Source organism: Anaerocolumna sedimenticola, from assembly GCF_009931695.1.
Lineage (GTDB): Bacteria > Bacillota > Clostridia > Lachnospirales > Lachnospiraceae > Anaerocolumna > Anaerocolumna sedimenticola.
Genome location: NZ_CP048000.1, coordinates 2,422,744 through 2,438,412 on the forward strand (window position 1 = coordinate 2,422,744; position 15,669 = coordinate 2,438,412).

The following is a 15,669-nucleotide window of genomic DNA, read 5'->3' on the forward strand; positions in this document are numbered from 1 at the left end:
AGGAGGTTGTTACTATGTTATGTGATAAATGTAAAAAAAATGAAGCTAAGATATATTATACTGAAATTATAAACGGGGAAAAAACAGAACAGCATTTATGTGAAGAATGTGCGACGGAATATACTTCTTTCCCTATGGGAACGGCATTTATGGATCAGGAGATTACGTTAGGCAGCTTGCTGTCTACAATATTAGGTAATTATTATAATAATCCCCATGGTACGGAACGCACGGAGAAAGAGATATATTGCGAAGGATGTGGTATGACATATTCGGAATTTATGAGGGAAGGCAGGTTTGGATGTGCCAAATGTTACGACAGCTTCCAAAAGATTTTAGACGGAAGCATAAAAAACATACAAGGTTCCGAGAATCATACAGGTAAGAGGCCTAAGGGATTTGAAACAAAAACCCAGAAGCTGGTTAAGGAATTATCTGAACTGGATAAATTATCCATACGCTTGCAGGATGCAATTGAGAAAGAGGAATTTGAAGAGGCTGCCAAGCTGCGGGATAAGATACGCCAGTTAAAAAAGGAGGAGATAGGTAATGCTTAAATGGTACAAAGAAGCAGGTCAGAATAATGACGTTGTTATCTCCAGCAGGGTAAGACTTGCCAGGAATTTGAAAGATTACCCCTTTTCGGCAAAACTCTCTGAAAAGCAGGCAGGTGAACTTGTGGAGAAAGTAAAAGCAGCTGCGCCGCTTATAGAAAACCAGGCCTCCATGAAATTTTACAGCTGCAGCGCAGATGTACTGGGAGATATGGAAAAAACCGCTATGGTGGAAAGGCATATTATCAGCCCTTTATTAGTGGCGAAAGAGCAAAGTACCGGTTTAATTCTTTCTAATGATGAAAGTATCAGCATTATGATAAATGAAGAAGATCATATACGGATTCAATCCATTACCGGAGGAATGAATATAGACGAAGCTTTTCAGGCAGCCAATAAAATTGATGATATTACCAATGAAATATTTGATTTTGCGTTTCATGAAAAGTATGGTTATCTTACTTCATGCCCCACTAACGTAGGTACTGGTTTACGGGCATCCTATATGATGTTTTTACCGGCTTTGACAGTAGCCGGTAAAATAATTAAGTTAGCGGAAGAACTAGGCCAGTATGGTATTGCTCTACGAGGGACCTATGGAGAAGCATCAAAAAGTGTTGGCAGTCTGTATCAGATTTCGAACCAGAAAACTTTAGGAAGTACGGAAAAGGAGATCATGGATAGCCTGGACCGTATCGTAGAGCAGGTTATGAAACAGGAACGCAGGCAGAGGGAATATATCCTTACCAATAATTATGATGAATTTGAAGATAAAGTACATCGTTCTTATGGTGTATTAAAATATGCGAAGCAATTATCTTCCGCTGATGCCATGGCTTTATTGGCACAATTAAAACTGGGGATTGATATGAATCTCATTCATTTAGGCGAAAATTATAATATTCATGAATTGATGATGGAAATACAACCCGGTAATTTACAGTGTCAGTTAGATAAAAATGTAGGAAGTGTACAAAGGGATAAATACCGAGCAGATTACATCAGAAAGAAATTACCGGAACAAGTGTAAAGAAAAGGAATCTTTACGCTGAAATCTGTAAATTCGAGGCAGTAACAAAGTAGAATTGGTATATCTGCTTTGACAACAGATAAAAATATACAGAAGTCAGCATTTCAAAACTTCTGAAAATCAGAACAGGAGGCTACTATGAACGAAAAATATACGGAAAATGCGAGAGCAGCAATAACCTATGCAACAGAAGTAGCATATAAGTTATCACACAATTATGTAGGAACAGAACACCTGCTTATCGGATTATTAGAGGCAGACGGTGTTGCTTCCAAAGTATTAGAGAAAAACGGAGTTGAAGTAGATAAAGTAATTGAATTGGTTAATCAGCTGATTGCCCCTAATTCAAATGTGGAAACCGTTGAAGTTGATGGTTTTACTCCAAGAGCTAAGAGAATCTTAGATCAGAGCTTTAAAGAAGCCATCCGTTTAAAAGCCCAGTTAGTTGGTACAGAGCATATATTAATTGCTTTAATTAAGGAATCGGACTGTATTGCAGTAAGACTTCTTAATACCTTGGGAATTAATGTACAAAAGCTTTATGTTGACATATTAACAGCAATCGGAGCAGATATGAATGCGGCAAAGAATGAATATGCCGCAAATAAAAGTAAAGCAAAGGCAAAATCAAGTACCCCTACCTTGGATCAATACAGCAGGGATTTAACGGAATATGCAAGAGAGGGTAAATTAGACCCTGTAATCGGTCGGGAGACAGAAATACAGCGGGTTATTCAGATATTAAGCCGAAGGACAAAAAACAATCCTTGTTTGGTAGGTGAACCAGGCGTGGGTAAAACAGCTATTGCAGAAGGCCTGGCCAGAAAAATCGTAGAAGGTAACATTCCTGAAATTATTAAGGATAAAAGAGTATTAACTCTTGATTTATCCGGAATGGTAGCCGGTTCAAAATACAGAGGAGAATTCGAAGAGAGAATTAAAAAAGTAATCAGTGAAGTCATGAGTGACGGAAATGTACTTCTTTTTATAGATGAAATTCATACCATAATTGGTGCCGGTGGGCGGAAGGAGCAATTGATGCCTCCAATATATTAAAACCTTCATTAGCAAGAGGCGAATTACAGTTAATCGGTGCTACTACCAGAGAGGAATACCGTAAATATATTGAGAAAGACGCAGCTTTAGAGAGAAGGTTCCAGCCGGTAGTTGTGGAAGAACCCTCCGAAGAGGAAGCAATCCTTATATTAAAAGGGTTAAGAGACAGTTATGAGGCACACCACAAAGTTAAAATAACAGACGAGGCACTGGAAGCTGCAGTTAAAATGTCAAGCAGATATATTAACGACCGTTATTTGCCGGATAAGGCAATCGATTTAATGGATGAAGCTGCTTCCAAGGTTCGTTTAAGTACTTTTATAACTTCTCCGGAAGTAAAAGAATTAGAGGCTGAAATCCTCCGTCTGGATGAAGAAAAAGAGCTCGCAATTAAAAATGAAGAATATGAAAAAGCAGGCGAGATTAAAAAACAGCAGGAGGAAATAAACAGCCGCTTAAATGCACTGCAGGTTCGTTCAGAAAAAGAAAAACAAGAGACGAAACTGGTTGTAGGTGAGAATGAAATAGCAGATATTATATCCAGCTGGACTAAGATTCCCGTTAAAAAATTAGCGGAAGAGGAATCGGAACGTTTAAGGAATCTGGAAAAAATTCTTCATGAAAGAGTCATAGGGCAGGAGGATGCAGTTTCAGCCGTATCCAAAGCAATTCGAAGAGGCCGTGTAGGTTTAAAGGATCCCAACAGGCCAATCGGTTCTTTCCTGTTCTTAGGACCAACCGGTGTAGGTAAAACAGAATTATCCAAAGCTTTGGCAGAAGCGATGTTTGGCAGTGAGAATTCCATGATACGGGTTGATATGTCCGAATACATGGAAAAACACAGTGTTTCTAAATTAATCGGATCCCCTCCGGGGTATGTAGGTTATGATGAGGGAGGACAGCTTAGCGAGAAAGTCAGACAGAATCCTTATTCCGTAATCCTGTTTGATGAAGTGGAAAAAGCACATCCTGATGTATTCAATATCCTGCTTCAGGTATTGGATGACGGGCATATAACCGATGCCCAGGGCAGGAAGGTCAGCTTTAAGAATACGATCATTATCATGACCTCCAATGCCGGAGCTCAGAATATCATTGCACCAAAACGTTTAGGATTCTCGTCTGTTACGGATGAAAAAGAAGATTATAAAAAGATGAAGGAAGGCGTTATGGAGGAAGTAAAACGAATCTTTAAGCCGGAATTCATTAACCGTATTGATGAAATGATTGTGTTCCATTCCTTATCCAAGGAAGATATTAAGAGTATCGTAGGTATTATGTTAAAGAGTATTGCTAAGAGATCAAAACAGCAGATGAGTATATCTCTGGAAGTAAATGATGCAATCATTGACCGTATTGTTGAAATCGGTTATGACCAGAATTATGGTGCAAGGCCGCTGAGAAGAGCAATTCAGACTAATATCGAAGATAAGCTGGCAGAAGAAGTCCTTGAAGGTAATCTTCATAATGGAGATACCGCGTTAGTACAACTTTTCGACAAAGATATTAAAATTTCCAAAAAATAATTCATTTCTTGTGCATATATTAGTAGAAATTGTCATGCAAATATTATATAATAGAGATAGCTACAAAAACTATGAATATAATATGTTCCATTTAATGTGCCCGGAATATAAGAAAACCATGTAATAAGATAGCTATTGGCATTTTGACCGCTGATAGGCCATTTGGAGAAAATATAAATCGAGGAAGTATTTAACGAAATTAGGAGGATTTAAAATGTCAGTAATTGATGAATTAATACGTGAAGAAAGCAATGGGACAATCAGTTTTGGCAATTACGAATTAACAGCAAAATCAAAAGTGAATGATTTTGAGCATAACGGAGATATATATAAGGTTAAAACCTTTAAGGAAATAACTAAATTAGAGAGGAATGGAATGTTTGTTTATGAATCTGTTCCGGGAACAACAGCCCATAATTTAGATATATCCGAAAAAGAAGTCAGATTTTCTGTTGAAGGACCTGAAGATGCACAGATTACCTTGGAATTAGAAGCAGAGAAAGAATATAAAATCTATATTGATGATACAAATGTGGGAAAGATGAAAACAAATTTAGGCGGTAAACTTATGTTTAGCGTGGAATTAGGTGAAAATCATAAATCAGCTATAAGGGTAGTGAAACTACAATAGTTTTCCTATGGTTTGTTTTAATAATTGGAACTGTTTTAGGGGCTTTAATACCTAGAACAGTTCCTTATTATATATAGGCAACCCCTTGGATCAAGGGAGATGAAGATCGGACTAATTCGCATTGATTATTATTAGGAGGAAAATATGGCTAAAAACAGGACTGTTTTTTTCTGCAGGGAATGTGGTTATGAAGCATCCAAGTGGATGGGGCAATGTCCGGGCTGTAAGCAGTGGGATACTTTTACCGAGGAACCGGTGATTAAGAAAAAGATGAATAACCAGGCCGGTTTATCACAGACAGAGCCGCAGCTTTTATCCGATGTAACAACTGATAAAGACCAGAGAATATTAACCGGAATTGAAGAGTTTGACAGAGTATTAGGGGGTGGGATTGTGATTGGTTCCCTGGTATTAGTAGGCGGAGATCCCGGAATAGGAAAATCGACTCTGCTACTTCAGATGTGCAGGGAACTGTCCGATAAACGAGTTAAGATATTATACATATCGGGAGAAGAATCTCTAAAACAAATTAAAATGCGTGCTGACAGGCTGGGGTCATTTCAGGGAGACTTATTATTACTAAGTGAAACTAACTTAGACAGTATAGAAGACACCATACGTAAATTAATGCCTCAGATAGTAATCATAGATTCCATACAGACTATGTACAAAGAAGACATCGGTGCGGCTCCCGGCAGTGTAAGCCAGGTAAGGGAAACTACAGGAATCTTAATGCATTTGGCAAAAGGGTTGGGAATATCCATCTTTATTGTGGGACATGTTACCAAAGAAGGTGTAGTTGCCGGTCCCAGAGTTTTAGAACACATGGTGGATACGGTTTTGTATTTTGAGGGAGAGAGCAAAGCTTCCTACCGAATTTTAAGGGCAGTAAAAAACCGTTTTGGATCCACCAATGAAATCGGTGTATTTGAAATGCGGGATAAAGGCCTAGTGGAAGTGAGTAATCCATCGGAATTTATGTTACAGGGTAAACCGGAGGGAGAACCGGGTTCGGTAGTAACGGCTTCCATGGAAGGGACCAGACCTATATTAGTTGAGGTACAGGCATTGATCTGCCAGACAAATTTTAACATGCCAAGAAGAACAGCAGCGGGAACTGATTATAACCGTGTAAATCTGTTAATGGCTGTTTTAGAGAAAAGATTAGGAATTCAGATGTCCGGAATGGACGCTTATATAAATGTAGCCGGCGGAATGAAGATTAATGAACCCGCATTGGATTTGGCGATTGTTATGGCTATTTTATCCAGTTATAAAAACCGGCCGCTGGACAATAAAACCTTATGTTTTGGAGAAATTGGGCTTACCGGAGAGGTCAGGGCGGTCAATATGGCGGAACAGCGTGTTATTGAGGCTGGTAAAATGGGATATGATACGGTTTTATTACCGCAAATTAATAAAGAGAATATTGGTAATACGAATGTAAAACTAATCGGTATCAGGAATATAAGGGAGATTATAAATTCATTTTCTTAATGATATTTTCATATAGATAATTGCGAAACTCACATATTATATCTATATGCCACGCAATTAATACAATTTCAGAGCTGAATCTTGCCCAGAGGGCAACTGAAGCTATGAAATTCGTATCAATTGTGTGGTATATTCAAAAAACAATATAGTTTCGCAATTGCCTAATATTTTCATACTTAATAAAGAAGTATTGTATACATTGAGTAACAATAAAACTGGCTTGACATACAAACTTTGATCTGTCTGGCTTATGGTTGTTTTGTTACCATTATATAAATTAATTACAAAAGAAAAGGCGGAGGTATTAATAATGGAATGTACAAAAGATTGTGAGGAATTAAAAAGTTTAATGAGGCAGCAGGAGGAATTTATTCATAGTATTGGAAATATTATGGAAAACCTGGATACCTCTCAATTAAAAGTAGAGAAAAATGCATTTGATGCCATAAACAGTTCGGACACATCCTTAAATTTAGTAAAAGAAGGAATCCAGTCTGTGGATGATCTATTAAACAAAATCGATTCATTGCATACCGCAGTGGAGAATTCAACGAAAAATATTAATCAGATGAAGAATCTTTCCAATATGATTGAGGGATTTGCTTCTGTCATAGGAGGTATATCGAATAAAACAAATATGCTGTCCCTAAATGCCTCCATTGAAGCAGCCAGAGCAGGGGAACAAGGCAGAGGGTTTGCTGTTGTAGCCGGAGAGGTAAGAAACTTAGCAGCACAATCAGCTCAGTCTTCAAAAGAAATTTCGGAAACAATCCAATCCATACAGTCATTTGTTACGGAAACCGTTGAGGCTATGAATAAAATTTATGAAATTGTAGAAAAACAAAATTCTATGGTAAGTGATGTGAAAGATGTATTTCATAAAATATTAGAGGCAGCATATATTTCCAATGATGTATCGAGAAACATGGAACATGAGATCGCATATCAGAGGGATATTACAGACAATGCGAAACACACGATTGATTCCATTCATCTTATTTCCGAACAGATAGATGAGGTTGAATAGGGATCATTAGCGGAAATAAAAGGGAAGAGGATGCCTATTTTTTGGTATCCTCTTCTCCTTCTGCTATGATGTCTTCCAGCACGTGCATAAGATCATAGATATTATTTAACTGTACATTTCGTTCTAAGATTGAATTCTTTAATTCTATAGGCAGGGTTTCAAATTTTTCCCTGATTGCTGGTGCTACATGCGACATAAAATCACCTCGATAATAGTTTGTCCTGCTTAAATGATTTTATGTATGAAGAATACGCACTATATGAATTTTTTTAAGTATTTATTTGCTTTTTTAAATCTAATTTCATAATTTTAGCTTTTAATTTTAAACTATCGTTTAAGTGTACAATTTGATGTCTGGTAATTGGCATCTGTAAAATTCCAGATACATCTTTTTTGCCCCAGAAATCCAGGAGCCAGATTGAATCCGGATGGTTTGTTACACCACCTTCCAATCGGATCCGCTCCAAACGGTCTGATGTTATTTTTCTTTTGAGATCTTCCGCAGTGAGGGCAGATAAAATTTGCTGAGTTTGTTTTCCGACTGCATTTCGGTAATTTTTCAGTTCCTGCTTATTAATTGATTTACTTAACTTTATGATTTCATCGTCTGTCATGGCATTACCGGTATCTTTTACAGTAACCTGTAATTTATCCAGCCAGGTTTCGTCTAAGACCTGCTGCCATCCTTTTACTAAAATATTTATGGTCAAATCTTCAATTCTTGTAATATGCCAGATATTCCATGCAATAGTTACATCCTTACTTGTAGGCATAACCTCAAAATCTTCATCGGTTAGCCCATCCCAAACCTCATCCGCCAAGGTTATCTCAGTTGTTGATGATACCGGAGATAAGTGGATCATTTTATGCATATCCAGACATAAATTGATTGCTTCCGTAAATTTATCTTTGCTTTTAAGATATTCCTTTAACAAGGTCTGTTTTGGATTCCAATCCGTCCCAGGTTTAAACATAAAATACCTGCCTTTTATCCTTTTTCGTTTAAAATATTTATCTGGCACATTTTCATAGCTTTTAAAGCATTTTCATGACTTTCTTTTGTAACTCCGGCACAGCAGGATGCATCCACGGTGACAGGTACCTCTGGCAGAAAGGTTTTAATAAGAATAGCGTTGGAAATCACACAGATATCCGTACAGATTCCTATTAACTCGATTTGTGATACCGTATCATAAACTCCATTCATAAGATCTTTTGCAAGTTCACTGGAACCAAAGGTTACTTTTTCATAGATTTTATAGTTACTTAGGTTAGTTGCTTTTAATATTTTACTGTCTAGTTCCCAACCTCCGGTTTTTGTGATACAATGTTTTACCGGCAGATTCTTTCCCTCCTGGGTATCCAGATAATTATCAAAATGCGTGTCCTTGGTAAAAATTATCGGATCACCGTTTAGCTCATATTCTTTAATTTTATTTACTACCTTGTCTACGATCTGAACTGCTTCTTTGGTGCCTAACGTACCGCAAATAAAATCATTCTGCATATCAATAACAACTAATAATTTATTCATTGATTTAATCCTTTCATAAGTAAGAGCAGACTTATTAATACCCCATAGCTTTTTTTACAATCTCCATTTTTTCTTTTGAAGTAAGCTTCTCTAATAATAAAAATCCCACTCCCGGGGCTGTTTGGGGACAATAAGAAGTTATAATATTATTATCGGTGACAATGGGCTCATCTATCACGTTAACGTTAAATTCTCTTAATTGTGCTTGTCTTATACCTTCTTTAAAATGATAGGTGGTAGCCTTTCTTCCTTTTAACACCCCGCTTTTTCCTATTGGCAAGGCCCCGACACATACGGAAGCAATAATTTTTCCTTTGGAATTAAAATCCCTTATCAACTGCAGAAATTTTTCGTGATAAGCTTCTTCATAAAAACCGAATTCCTCAAACCCACCGGGGATAACAAGAGCCTCATAATCATCAATGTGAATTTCATCAATCAGTTTATCTACCGTAACAGGAATATGAAACGTACTTATAACCTGTTTTTGAAAACCACAGGTTATTACTTGTATGTCATATCCATAATCATTACGTGCCCAGCCCATAATATCCACGAAAGGACTGAATTCCATAGTCTCAAATCCTTTTGCTAAGAAAAGTAAAACTTTCATACATTACCCTCATTTCATAATATGTGGTTTTGGATTGTATTTTATATTATTATAACTGATTCTGTTTCAAACTACAATATTTACCATAATGTTAAGGCAAAATAGTTATTATCAAATCATTACAGAGAGTTGTTTTCCATATCTCTTTCTCATTATTAATAATAATTTTACCGCATAAACCAAGGCGTTTTATAGAGGATCTTGATATACCCAGTTTTCTGCTTAAAATTTTGTCAACCCGAATATCCATAGGATAATTACTCCTTAATTGTACCTGAATGGATTCATTCAGATCAGTAAGCCGTATGATATCGCCGCTTACTTCATATTCAACTTCTTCATAGTCTAAATTCACATTGTTTTGAGCATGTATATTTGCATCAAAAGCATATTTTCTGGCAAGCTCCTCATCATTGCATAAAAATTTTCGGTATAAATCCGGAGGGATGGAAGTGGGATTTACTCTTGATAAGATTGACATATTCCACGTTGTTTTACACTTTCGGCATTGATAGATAAGCCATACGTCTACTTTACTTTGATTGGCATTAATTCTGAAATTGCCGGTGGTAATAAATGTGCATTTAGTACTGCATTTAGAGCAGTTTTTGGTAATTGTTGGCTGATTCAGAGGGACGATTTCCCATAGTATTGTTTTCTGCATATTTTTTTCGCTCCTTTATTGAGCTGCACAAAAATATGGCATAAATAAAATCTATATGAAATTTTGGTGTTTGATCTATTCATATTTCCATGCAGCTAAAACTAATTCTGATGGCATCAAAAATAAACCCAGTCTTGTACTGAATTTTTGATGTTTTATTTGGCTTAAATCAGAGATTATCAATTAACTGGTGTAGTCATATGAATAGAGCCCTCCTTATTTTTTAATGCGGAGACAGTTTACCATAAGAATAAAAAGGTAAATACCTTAATCTTATTTATGAAGTATTTTTAAGGTGGGGATAAATGTTAATTTAAGGTGGACGTTTTATTGACTTATTAGAATTTTAAGATAAATTGATATAATGTTTGGAATATGAAAATTTAGAAAGCATCCTACAAAATTGTAGGAATTAACTTGGGTTAATTGTGAATAAATAAAAAACCGTATCATATCTTTCAAAAATAATCCTTTCATTTGCTGTATTTGGCACAAATTTATAAAAAAAGATATTTAATCTTATAATAATTTATAAGAATCTTGAGATCGATATGATACAGTTTTTACTGCATTTATTCATTATTTCTTTTTTCCTGTAATACAATCCGCTGTATACTCTTTTCTGACAAGAAATATTGATTTGCAAGTTCAGTAATTTTTAATCCGTTTATATATCGGGTATAAATTTCTGAATTTCTCTTTTTAATCCATAGTTTAGAGTTGGTTTTTTCACCCCAGCTTTTACGGTTATTACTTTTTCTGGGTATATATAAATATCCACCGTCAATATATTCCTGTATTAATTCCAATACTTCCTGGGGTAAAACAGTTTCTGCTTTTAAATAGCTCATGGTGCTCCTCCTTGAATAAAAATACAAAGATTGAGCAAAGGCTATCATCTATTTATTTTTAATTGTGCAATAGCCTTTGCTATGCACAAATAACAAGTTTATTTCTCATAAAAAAATCCCCTTTCTATTACGGATAAAACTTACTCTTCCAATATAATACAACAGGAAAGTAAAATTATCAAATGATTTTTTAATTAGGTGGCAAAAGGTCAAGCTATAATATCGATACAATCATAAGTTAAGGCATTTACACAGGTCCTCTACTTCTGTCACATAATTTATAAGGATTATTCATATGATGTAGCAATAGGTTAACAGGTATTAAGGGAGGTGCAAAATGGATTTCCAGCAAAGCAGGACTTATATAAATTTGCAGAGTGCATTTGAGGGAGAATTGATCAGCAGCAGCAAATATGAGATATATGGAATTCGTGCAAGGCAAGATGATTTCCAGCAAATAGCATATGCTTTTGATGTCATATCCAGATTTGAAAGGGAGCATGCGGTAATATGGTTGAAGTTATTAAATAATGGTGAAATTCCGAGTACCATACAAAATCTGATCGCAAGTTCAGATGATGAAGCAAATAAAGGAAATAACATATATAGGGAGTACGCTCAAACAGCGAGAGAAGAGGGATATAATTCCATCGGTGCTTTATTTGACGGAGTTGCAAATATTGAATTGAATAATGAAGCAATCTTCCGAACATTTGCGGAAAATATAGAAAATAACCAGGTTTTTTGTAAAACACAGGAAGTTTTATGGGTGTGTACTAATTGCGGCAATATTATGGGGGATTATGTGCACCTGAAATATGCCCGATTTGCGGCTTCCCTCAGGGGTATTATCAAGTTTACGAATCTTCTTATTGATTACAACTTCTTATGCTTATCAATTAATTGTTAGTTAAAAAAGCTGCTGTAAGATATAGGGAAGGAATCTTCAGATAGATTTAGTCAGAAAACGAAATCCAAGTTTTGTAAAACCTGATTTTACAGCAGTATTTCTATAAAAAAATGACATTAAATGCATGATTAACTCCATTTACAATTGTATTTGCGTAAGTTATAATTGAATCCTGACATTAAAATTGGTTGAATGATTGGACAACCCTTTTAGGTATTTTGGACATGGGGCAAAAAATGACAGGAAAAGAAGAAACGCAGGAACATACGGTATGGAGGGATTTACATAATAATGTTAAACAATTTCATGTTTATCAATAGATTTTTATTAGCCAGGCTTCGCAGGATTTATTTTATGGCTTTACCTGAGAGTAAAAGTGATCTTAAAAAGAGCAGAGTATGCTTTACGGTAGGTGATAGTGCTATCCAGACAATAGCACAGCTTTCCGGCGGAACGTTTCTGGCAACTTTAATGTCATTTTGCGGAATATCCGATGCCAATATTGGTATTATAACCTCCTTGGTAAGTCTCGCCGCTATATGTCAGATTTTTTTAATCAATTATTTTAAAAAACTAAAAAAATATAAATTCTTAGTATGTTTTACAGCCTTGCAAAGATTACTATTTACTGTTATTTATTTTATACCTTTATTATTTATCAGTAATTCGAAAAAGGCGATAATTATTGTTGTTCTATATTTTACCGGGCAAATTTTTGTACAAGTAGGTACACCGGCATCCCAGGAATGGATAGCCAGCCTGGTTCCGGGGAGATTAAGGGGAAAATATTTCTCCATAAAAGATTCCATAGCCGTATTTGTAGTATCCAGTACCATGTTAATAAGCGGTATTGTATTGGATACATTTAAAAACCGGAATCTTAAGATCGGGTTTATCATAATAGGAACATTAATATTTATTCTTGTTTTAATAAACGTTATAGCGTTTTCCAAAATGAAAGAACCTAAGATATCCTATTTAAACCAGGATGGGAAAGAAATGCACGGAAGACTGGCAAAAAAGGCAAAAGAAGATGAGAAAATAAATAAAAAGAATGATAAAACGATTCTCAATGAGATTATAGATGCTTTTCAAAACAGAAAATTCAGAAAGGCATTTGCTCTGCAAAGTTTATATACATTATCTTTTTATATATGCTTACCTTTTAACTCCAGTTATCAGATTAATGAATTAGCCTTACCTTATACATTTATCATGTTTGTTTGCTTTATGACAAATTTGTATCGAATATACATATCACCTAAATTAGGACGTTTAGCAGATAAATATGGAATGGCGAGATTATTAAGATATACTTTATTAGCCTTAGGCTTCAACATGCTGTCCTTTGCTTTTACAGTTCCGGGTAATGCATATCCGCTATTTATAATCAGCCAGATAATAGCTTCTACTGCCTGGGCTTTTGTGGGTATTGGTTTGTTTGGATTGCAGTTAGACTTTTTCCAAAATGAAAAAAGAATGATCTGGCTTACTTTAGTTTCCTCCATTTCAGGGGTTTTTGGATTTTTTGTTTCCATCGTTGGCGGTGTGATTTTAGATCATCTGCAGAAAGCTAATCTTAATATAAATGGAACGCCCATTTATGCACAGCAGGTATTAAATTTTATTGGATTTTTAATCATGCTATTTACCGTTTGGTTTATTAAATTTCATATTGAAACAGAAAAAATTGACACCAATCATAAAGACGGCAGAGTAAGTGTATAATCACTGAAGGAATAAACACACAGACATTAATGGATAAAGAATGGCTGTGTGTTTTTCATTTATACATTTTCACTTCTTAAGCTTTCGTAGGTATTATAAAGATCTATAATACCGTATCCCCATTCTTTATTTGGATAGGTCATATTAGGATCTCTTTTTGCACCCCGCAGTAATAAATTTTTAATTTCTATGGTACTAAAATGTGTGTAATTTCCTCTTAAGATACCCCATTCTAAAAGCATTGCCGTTATCCCAGCCGTATGTGCTGCCGCAGCACTGGTTCCGGAAGCGGTGATATATGTATTGTTTAAACCTGGTCCAATCAGATTAACCCCCGGTGCCGCTAAGGAAGGAGCAATATTTTCGTTCCTTATATAACCCCGGCCGGAATTAATATAAAGGCTTTGGTTCGTATGGTCATATGCAGTTACCACGATAGGTATATCAGTATTTCCGGGAGAAGTTAAGGTATATTCCGGGTCAGGCCTTACAAAATATGTCTGATTCGTAATAAATTGTTGAATCGGCAGCCAGACATGATAATTAACTGTGAGATTACCGCTTGAGTAGACACGGAATCTCCATATTCCTTCTGTTGGAAGCTTAAACCGCATTAAAATCAGTTCATCGCCGGATTGAGATTCTACGACCTGATAATCCAAATTTATAATAGTTTTCTCAAATATAAAACGTATTTCTCTTGTTTCTGCTATTCTGGCCGGTATTCTGGGTATATATTCGCCTGTTGGAGAAAGGATATCTACGGAGAAGGTACTAGGTCCGATTCCCCATATTTCCATTGTAAACCCCTCCTCATTTGGTCCTACCTTTAACTCAACCGTATCAAATTCACTTCCGCTTTTCACCGCTCCATAATAGTGGTGCCCTCTATTTCCTTCATTTCCGCCGGCAATCACGACGGCGATACCACTTTGGGCAGCCAGTGCCGAGAGGTAACTGCTTAAAGCCCCCCGTTCATCGTGAGCTCCCTGGGAAGTACCAACACCTATAAAAAGTGAAAGAGGGCGCATAAGTTTACTGGCTGTCTCTACAAGATACCTGATACCATACATAAGATCATTCTTTTGATAGCAGGTCACATTTTGAGGAATACGCCAAAACTCTTTTAAATTATTTTTAGCAGGTTTTAATTTTACTGCTATTAATTCCGCATCAGGGACAACACCTGTGAAATTGTTTTCTTCACTTGTGGATCCGGCTGCAATACCGGCTAAAAATGTTCCATGGCCGTCTTCGTCCGTACTTGGGACAATGGATAAAGGATCATTACTGGCAAGTGCGGCATTTATTTGCTCCTGGGTGTATTCAGTTCCAAAAGGGAAACCTTCCGGCATGGAATCACTTTGAATGGTCTGGTCCCATATGGAAACGATTCTAGAAGTGCCATCAGCATGCCTAAATGCACTATGGGTATATTCGATCCCGGTATCTACAACTCCGATTAATATTCCATGTCCCCGCAGGTTCAGATTAGGTATATTACGGACTCTGTAAATACCGGATGCTTCAACACTGGCGATATCCATTAAACCATAGCAATTAGGATAGGCACCGTATCCATATAAATGAATAAAATTTTTGGGTACACTGGCAACTGGAGTATATACATTAACATTATCATAATTAATAAAATCATAACATATATCTAACCTGGCTTTTATGTCATCCAAGGAGGATCCGTTTCTAATCATGAAATCAGCATAATCTTCACTTAGAATTCGATCTTTGCAGTCTTGATCCAATTTTTTTCATCTCCAGATAAAATGATTATGTATATAAATGTATGAATCATTATCATTATTATTCATTATATGGATATTTAAGGAAAAACATACAGCCAACGTATATCCGGTTAAAAATTAGTTCTTTTTTATAAAATATTCTTGACAATTAAAACAATTCATTGTATTATAAATAAGCAGTGTTTGATTGCCAAATACATAGGGGATTGGTCAAATGGTATGACAAGGGTCTCCAAAACCTTTAGCGGGAGTTCGATTCTCTCATCCCCTGTTTGAAAGACATTA

Annotated in this window: 14 protein-coding genes, 1 tRNA gene and 1 pseudogene; 9 read left to right on the forward strand and 7 right to left on the reverse strand. The window is 35.9% G+C overall.

Going from position 1 to position 15,669, the window contains the following annotated elements; all coding sequences use genetic code 11:
- Window positions 1-14: 14 nt before the first annotated feature.
- From Ana3638_RS10625 to Ana3638_RS10650, 6 genes and pseudogenes are all read left to right on the forward strand, one after another.
- Window positions 15-557: a UvrB/UvrC motif-containing protein gene (locus Ana3638_RS10625; protein WP_161838002.1), complete on the forward strand. Its 543-nt coding sequence runs from the start codon at window positions 15-17 to the stop codon at window positions 555-557.
- Window positions 550-1,584: a protein arginine kinase gene (locus Ana3638_RS10630; RefSeq protein ID WP_161838003.1), complete on the forward strand. Its 1,035-nt coding sequence runs from the start codon at window positions 550-552 to the stop codon at window positions 1,582-1,584. The genes Ana3638_RS10625 and Ana3638_RS10630 overlap by 8 nt, the downstream gene beginning before the upstream one ends.
- Before the next feature lie 138 nt (window positions 1,585-1,722).
- Window positions 1,723-4,166, forward strand: a pseudogene (locus Ana3638_RS26760) (ATP-dependent Clp protease ATP-binding subunit).
- A 214-nt stretch (window positions 4,167-4,380) separates the two neighbouring features.
- Entirely contained in the window at window positions 4,381-4,797 is a 417-nt protein-coding gene (locus Ana3638_RS10640) for an endosialidase (protein ID WP_161838004.1), read from the forward strand.
- 144 nt (window positions 4,798-4,941) lie between these two features.
- A complete protein-coding gene (gene radA / locus Ana3638_RS10645; protein WP_161838005.1) occupies window positions 4,942-6,294 on the forward strand; it encodes a DNA repair protein RadA in 1,353 nt (450 codons plus the stop codon).
- Window positions 6,295-6,604: 310 nt separating this feature from the next.
- Entirely contained in the window at window positions 6,605-7,321 is a 717-nt protein-coding gene (locus Ana3638_RS10650) for a methyl-accepting chemotaxis protein (protein ID WP_246240988.1), read from the forward strand.
- A 34-nt stretch (window positions 7,322-7,355) separates the two neighbouring features.
- On the opposite strand, the gene Ana3638_RS24675 is transcribed toward Ana3638_RS10650, so the two are convergent.
- From Ana3638_RS24675 to Ana3638_RS10675, 6 genes are all read right to left on the reverse strand, one after another.
- On the reverse strand, window positions 7,356-7,517 hold the full coding sequence (locus tag Ana3638_RS24675; protein WP_202621598.1) for a hypothetical protein: 162 nt from the start codon (window positions 7,515-7,517) through the stop codon (window positions 7,356-7,358).
- Between the two features lie 73 nt (window positions 7,518-7,590).
- Window positions 7,591-8,295 (reverse strand): DinB family protein, encoded by a 705-nt coding sequence (locus Ana3638_RS10655; RefSeq protein WP_161838007.1) that lies wholly within the window; start codon window positions 8,293-8,295, stop codon window positions 7,591-7,593.
- 14 nt (window positions 8,296-8,309) lie between these two features.
- Window positions 8,310-8,855 carry a cysteine hydrolase family protein gene (locus tag Ana3638_RS10660; RefSeq protein WP_161838008.1) on the reverse strand — a complete coding sequence of 182 codons (546 nt, stop codon included), beginning with the start codon at window positions 8,853-8,855 and terminating at the stop codon, window positions 8,310-8,312.
- Between the two features lie 34 nt (window positions 8,856-8,889).
- A complete protein-coding gene (locus Ana3638_RS10665; protein WP_161838009.1) occupies window positions 8,890-9,468 on the reverse strand; it encodes a DJ-1/PfpI family protein in 579 nt (192 codons plus the stop codon).
- A 91-nt stretch (window positions 9,469-9,559) separates the two neighbouring features.
- Window positions 9,560-10,132, reverse strand: coding sequence for a DUF1062 domain-containing protein (locus Ana3638_RS10670; protein ID WP_161838010.1), 573 nt, complete (start codon window positions 10,130-10,132; stop codon window positions 9,560-9,562).
- Window positions 10,133-10,704: 572 nt separating this feature from the next.
- Window positions 10,705-10,983, reverse strand: coding sequence for a CD3324 family protein (locus Ana3638_RS10675; protein WP_161838011.1), 279 nt, complete (start codon window positions 10,981-10,983; stop codon window positions 10,705-10,707).
- 337 nt (window positions 10,984-11,320) lie between these two features.
- On the opposite strand from Ana3638_RS10675, the gene Ana3638_RS10680 reads away from it, so the two are divergent.
- Both Ana3638_RS10680 and Ana3638_RS10685 read left to right on the forward strand, forming a co-directional pair.
- Window positions 11,321-11,893 carry a rubrerythrin family protein gene (locus Ana3638_RS10680; protein ID WP_161838012.1) on the forward strand — a complete coding sequence of 191 codons (573 nt, stop codon included), beginning with the start codon at window positions 11,321-11,323 and terminating at the stop codon, window positions 11,891-11,893.
- A 291-nt stretch (window positions 11,894-12,184) separates the two neighbouring features.
- Window positions 12,185-13,621 carry an MFS transporter gene (locus Ana3638_RS10685; RefSeq protein ID WP_161838013.1) on the forward strand — a complete coding sequence of 479 codons (1,437 nt, stop codon included), beginning with the start codon at window positions 12,185-12,187 and terminating at the stop codon, window positions 13,619-13,621.
- A 59-nt stretch (window positions 13,622-13,680) separates the two neighbouring features.
- Here Ana3638_RS10685 and Ana3638_RS10690 read toward each other — a convergent pair whose 3' ends face one another.
- On the reverse strand, window positions 13,681-15,384 hold the full coding sequence (locus Ana3638_RS10690; RefSeq protein ID WP_161838014.1) for a S8 family peptidase: 1,704 nt from the start codon (window positions 15,382-15,384) through the stop codon (window positions 13,681-13,683).
- Between the two features lie 200 nt (window positions 15,385-15,584).
- Here Ana3638_RS10690 and Ana3638_RS10695 point away from each other — a divergent pair.
- Window positions 15,585-15,655: transfer RNA gene (locus Ana3638_RS10695), tRNA-Trp, on the forward strand.
- Window positions 15,656-15,669: the final 14 nt, after the last annotated feature.

What these genes read in the sequence shown, in the direction of transcription:
- Ana3638_RS10625 (WP_161838002.1), top strand. Translation starts at nt 15, where the DNA reads ATGTTATGTGATAAATGTAAAAAAAATGAAGCTAAGATATATTATACT.
- Ana3638_RS10630 (WP_161838003.1), top strand. Translation starts at nt 550, where the DNA reads ATGCTTAAATGGTACAAAGAAGCAGGTCAGAATAATGACGTTGTTATC.
- Ana3638_RS10640 (WP_161838004.1), top strand. Translation starts at nt 4,381, where the DNA reads ATGTCAGTAATTGATGAATTAATACGTGAAGAAAGCAATGGGACAATC.
- radA (WP_161838005.1), top strand. Translation starts at nt 4,942, where the DNA reads ATGGCTAAAAACAGGACTGTTTTTTTCTGCAGGGAATGTGGTTATGAA.
- Ana3638_RS10650 (WP_246240988.1), top strand. Translation starts at nt 6,605, where the DNA reads ATGGAATGTACAAAAGATTGTGAGGAATTAAAAAGTTTAATGAGGCAG.
- Ana3638_RS24675 (WP_202621598.1), bottom strand. Translation starts at nt 7,517, where the DNA reads ATGTCGCATGTAGCACCAGCAATCAGGGAAAAATTTGAAACCCTGCCT.
- Ana3638_RS10655 (WP_161838007.1), bottom strand. Translation starts at nt 8,295, where the DNA reads ATGTTTAAACCTGGGACGGATTGGAATCCAAAACAGACCTTGTTAAAG.
- Ana3638_RS10660 (WP_161838008.1), bottom strand. Translation starts at nt 8,855, where the DNA reads ATGAATAAATTATTAGTTGTTATTGATATGCAGAATGATTTTATTTGC.
- Ana3638_RS10665 (WP_161838009.1), bottom strand. Translation starts at nt 9,468, where the DNA reads ATGAAAGTTTTACTTTTCTTAGCAAAAGGATTTGAGACTATGGAATTC.
- Ana3638_RS10670 (WP_161838010.1), bottom strand. Translation starts at nt 10,132, where the DNA reads ATGCAGAAAACAATACTATGGGAAATCGTCCCTCTGAATCAGCCAACA.
- Ana3638_RS10675 (WP_161838011.1), bottom strand. Translation starts at nt 10,983, where the DNA reads ATGAGCTATTTAAAAGCAGAAACTGTTTTACCCCAGGAAGTATTGGAA.
- Ana3638_RS10680 (WP_161838012.1), top strand. Translation starts at nt 11,321, where the DNA reads ATGGATTTCCAGCAAAGCAGGACTTATATAAATTTGCAGAGTGCATTT.
- Ana3638_RS10685 (WP_161838013.1), top strand. Translation starts at nt 12,185, where the DNA reads ATGTTAAACAATTTCATGTTTATCAATAGATTTTTATTAGCCAGGCTT.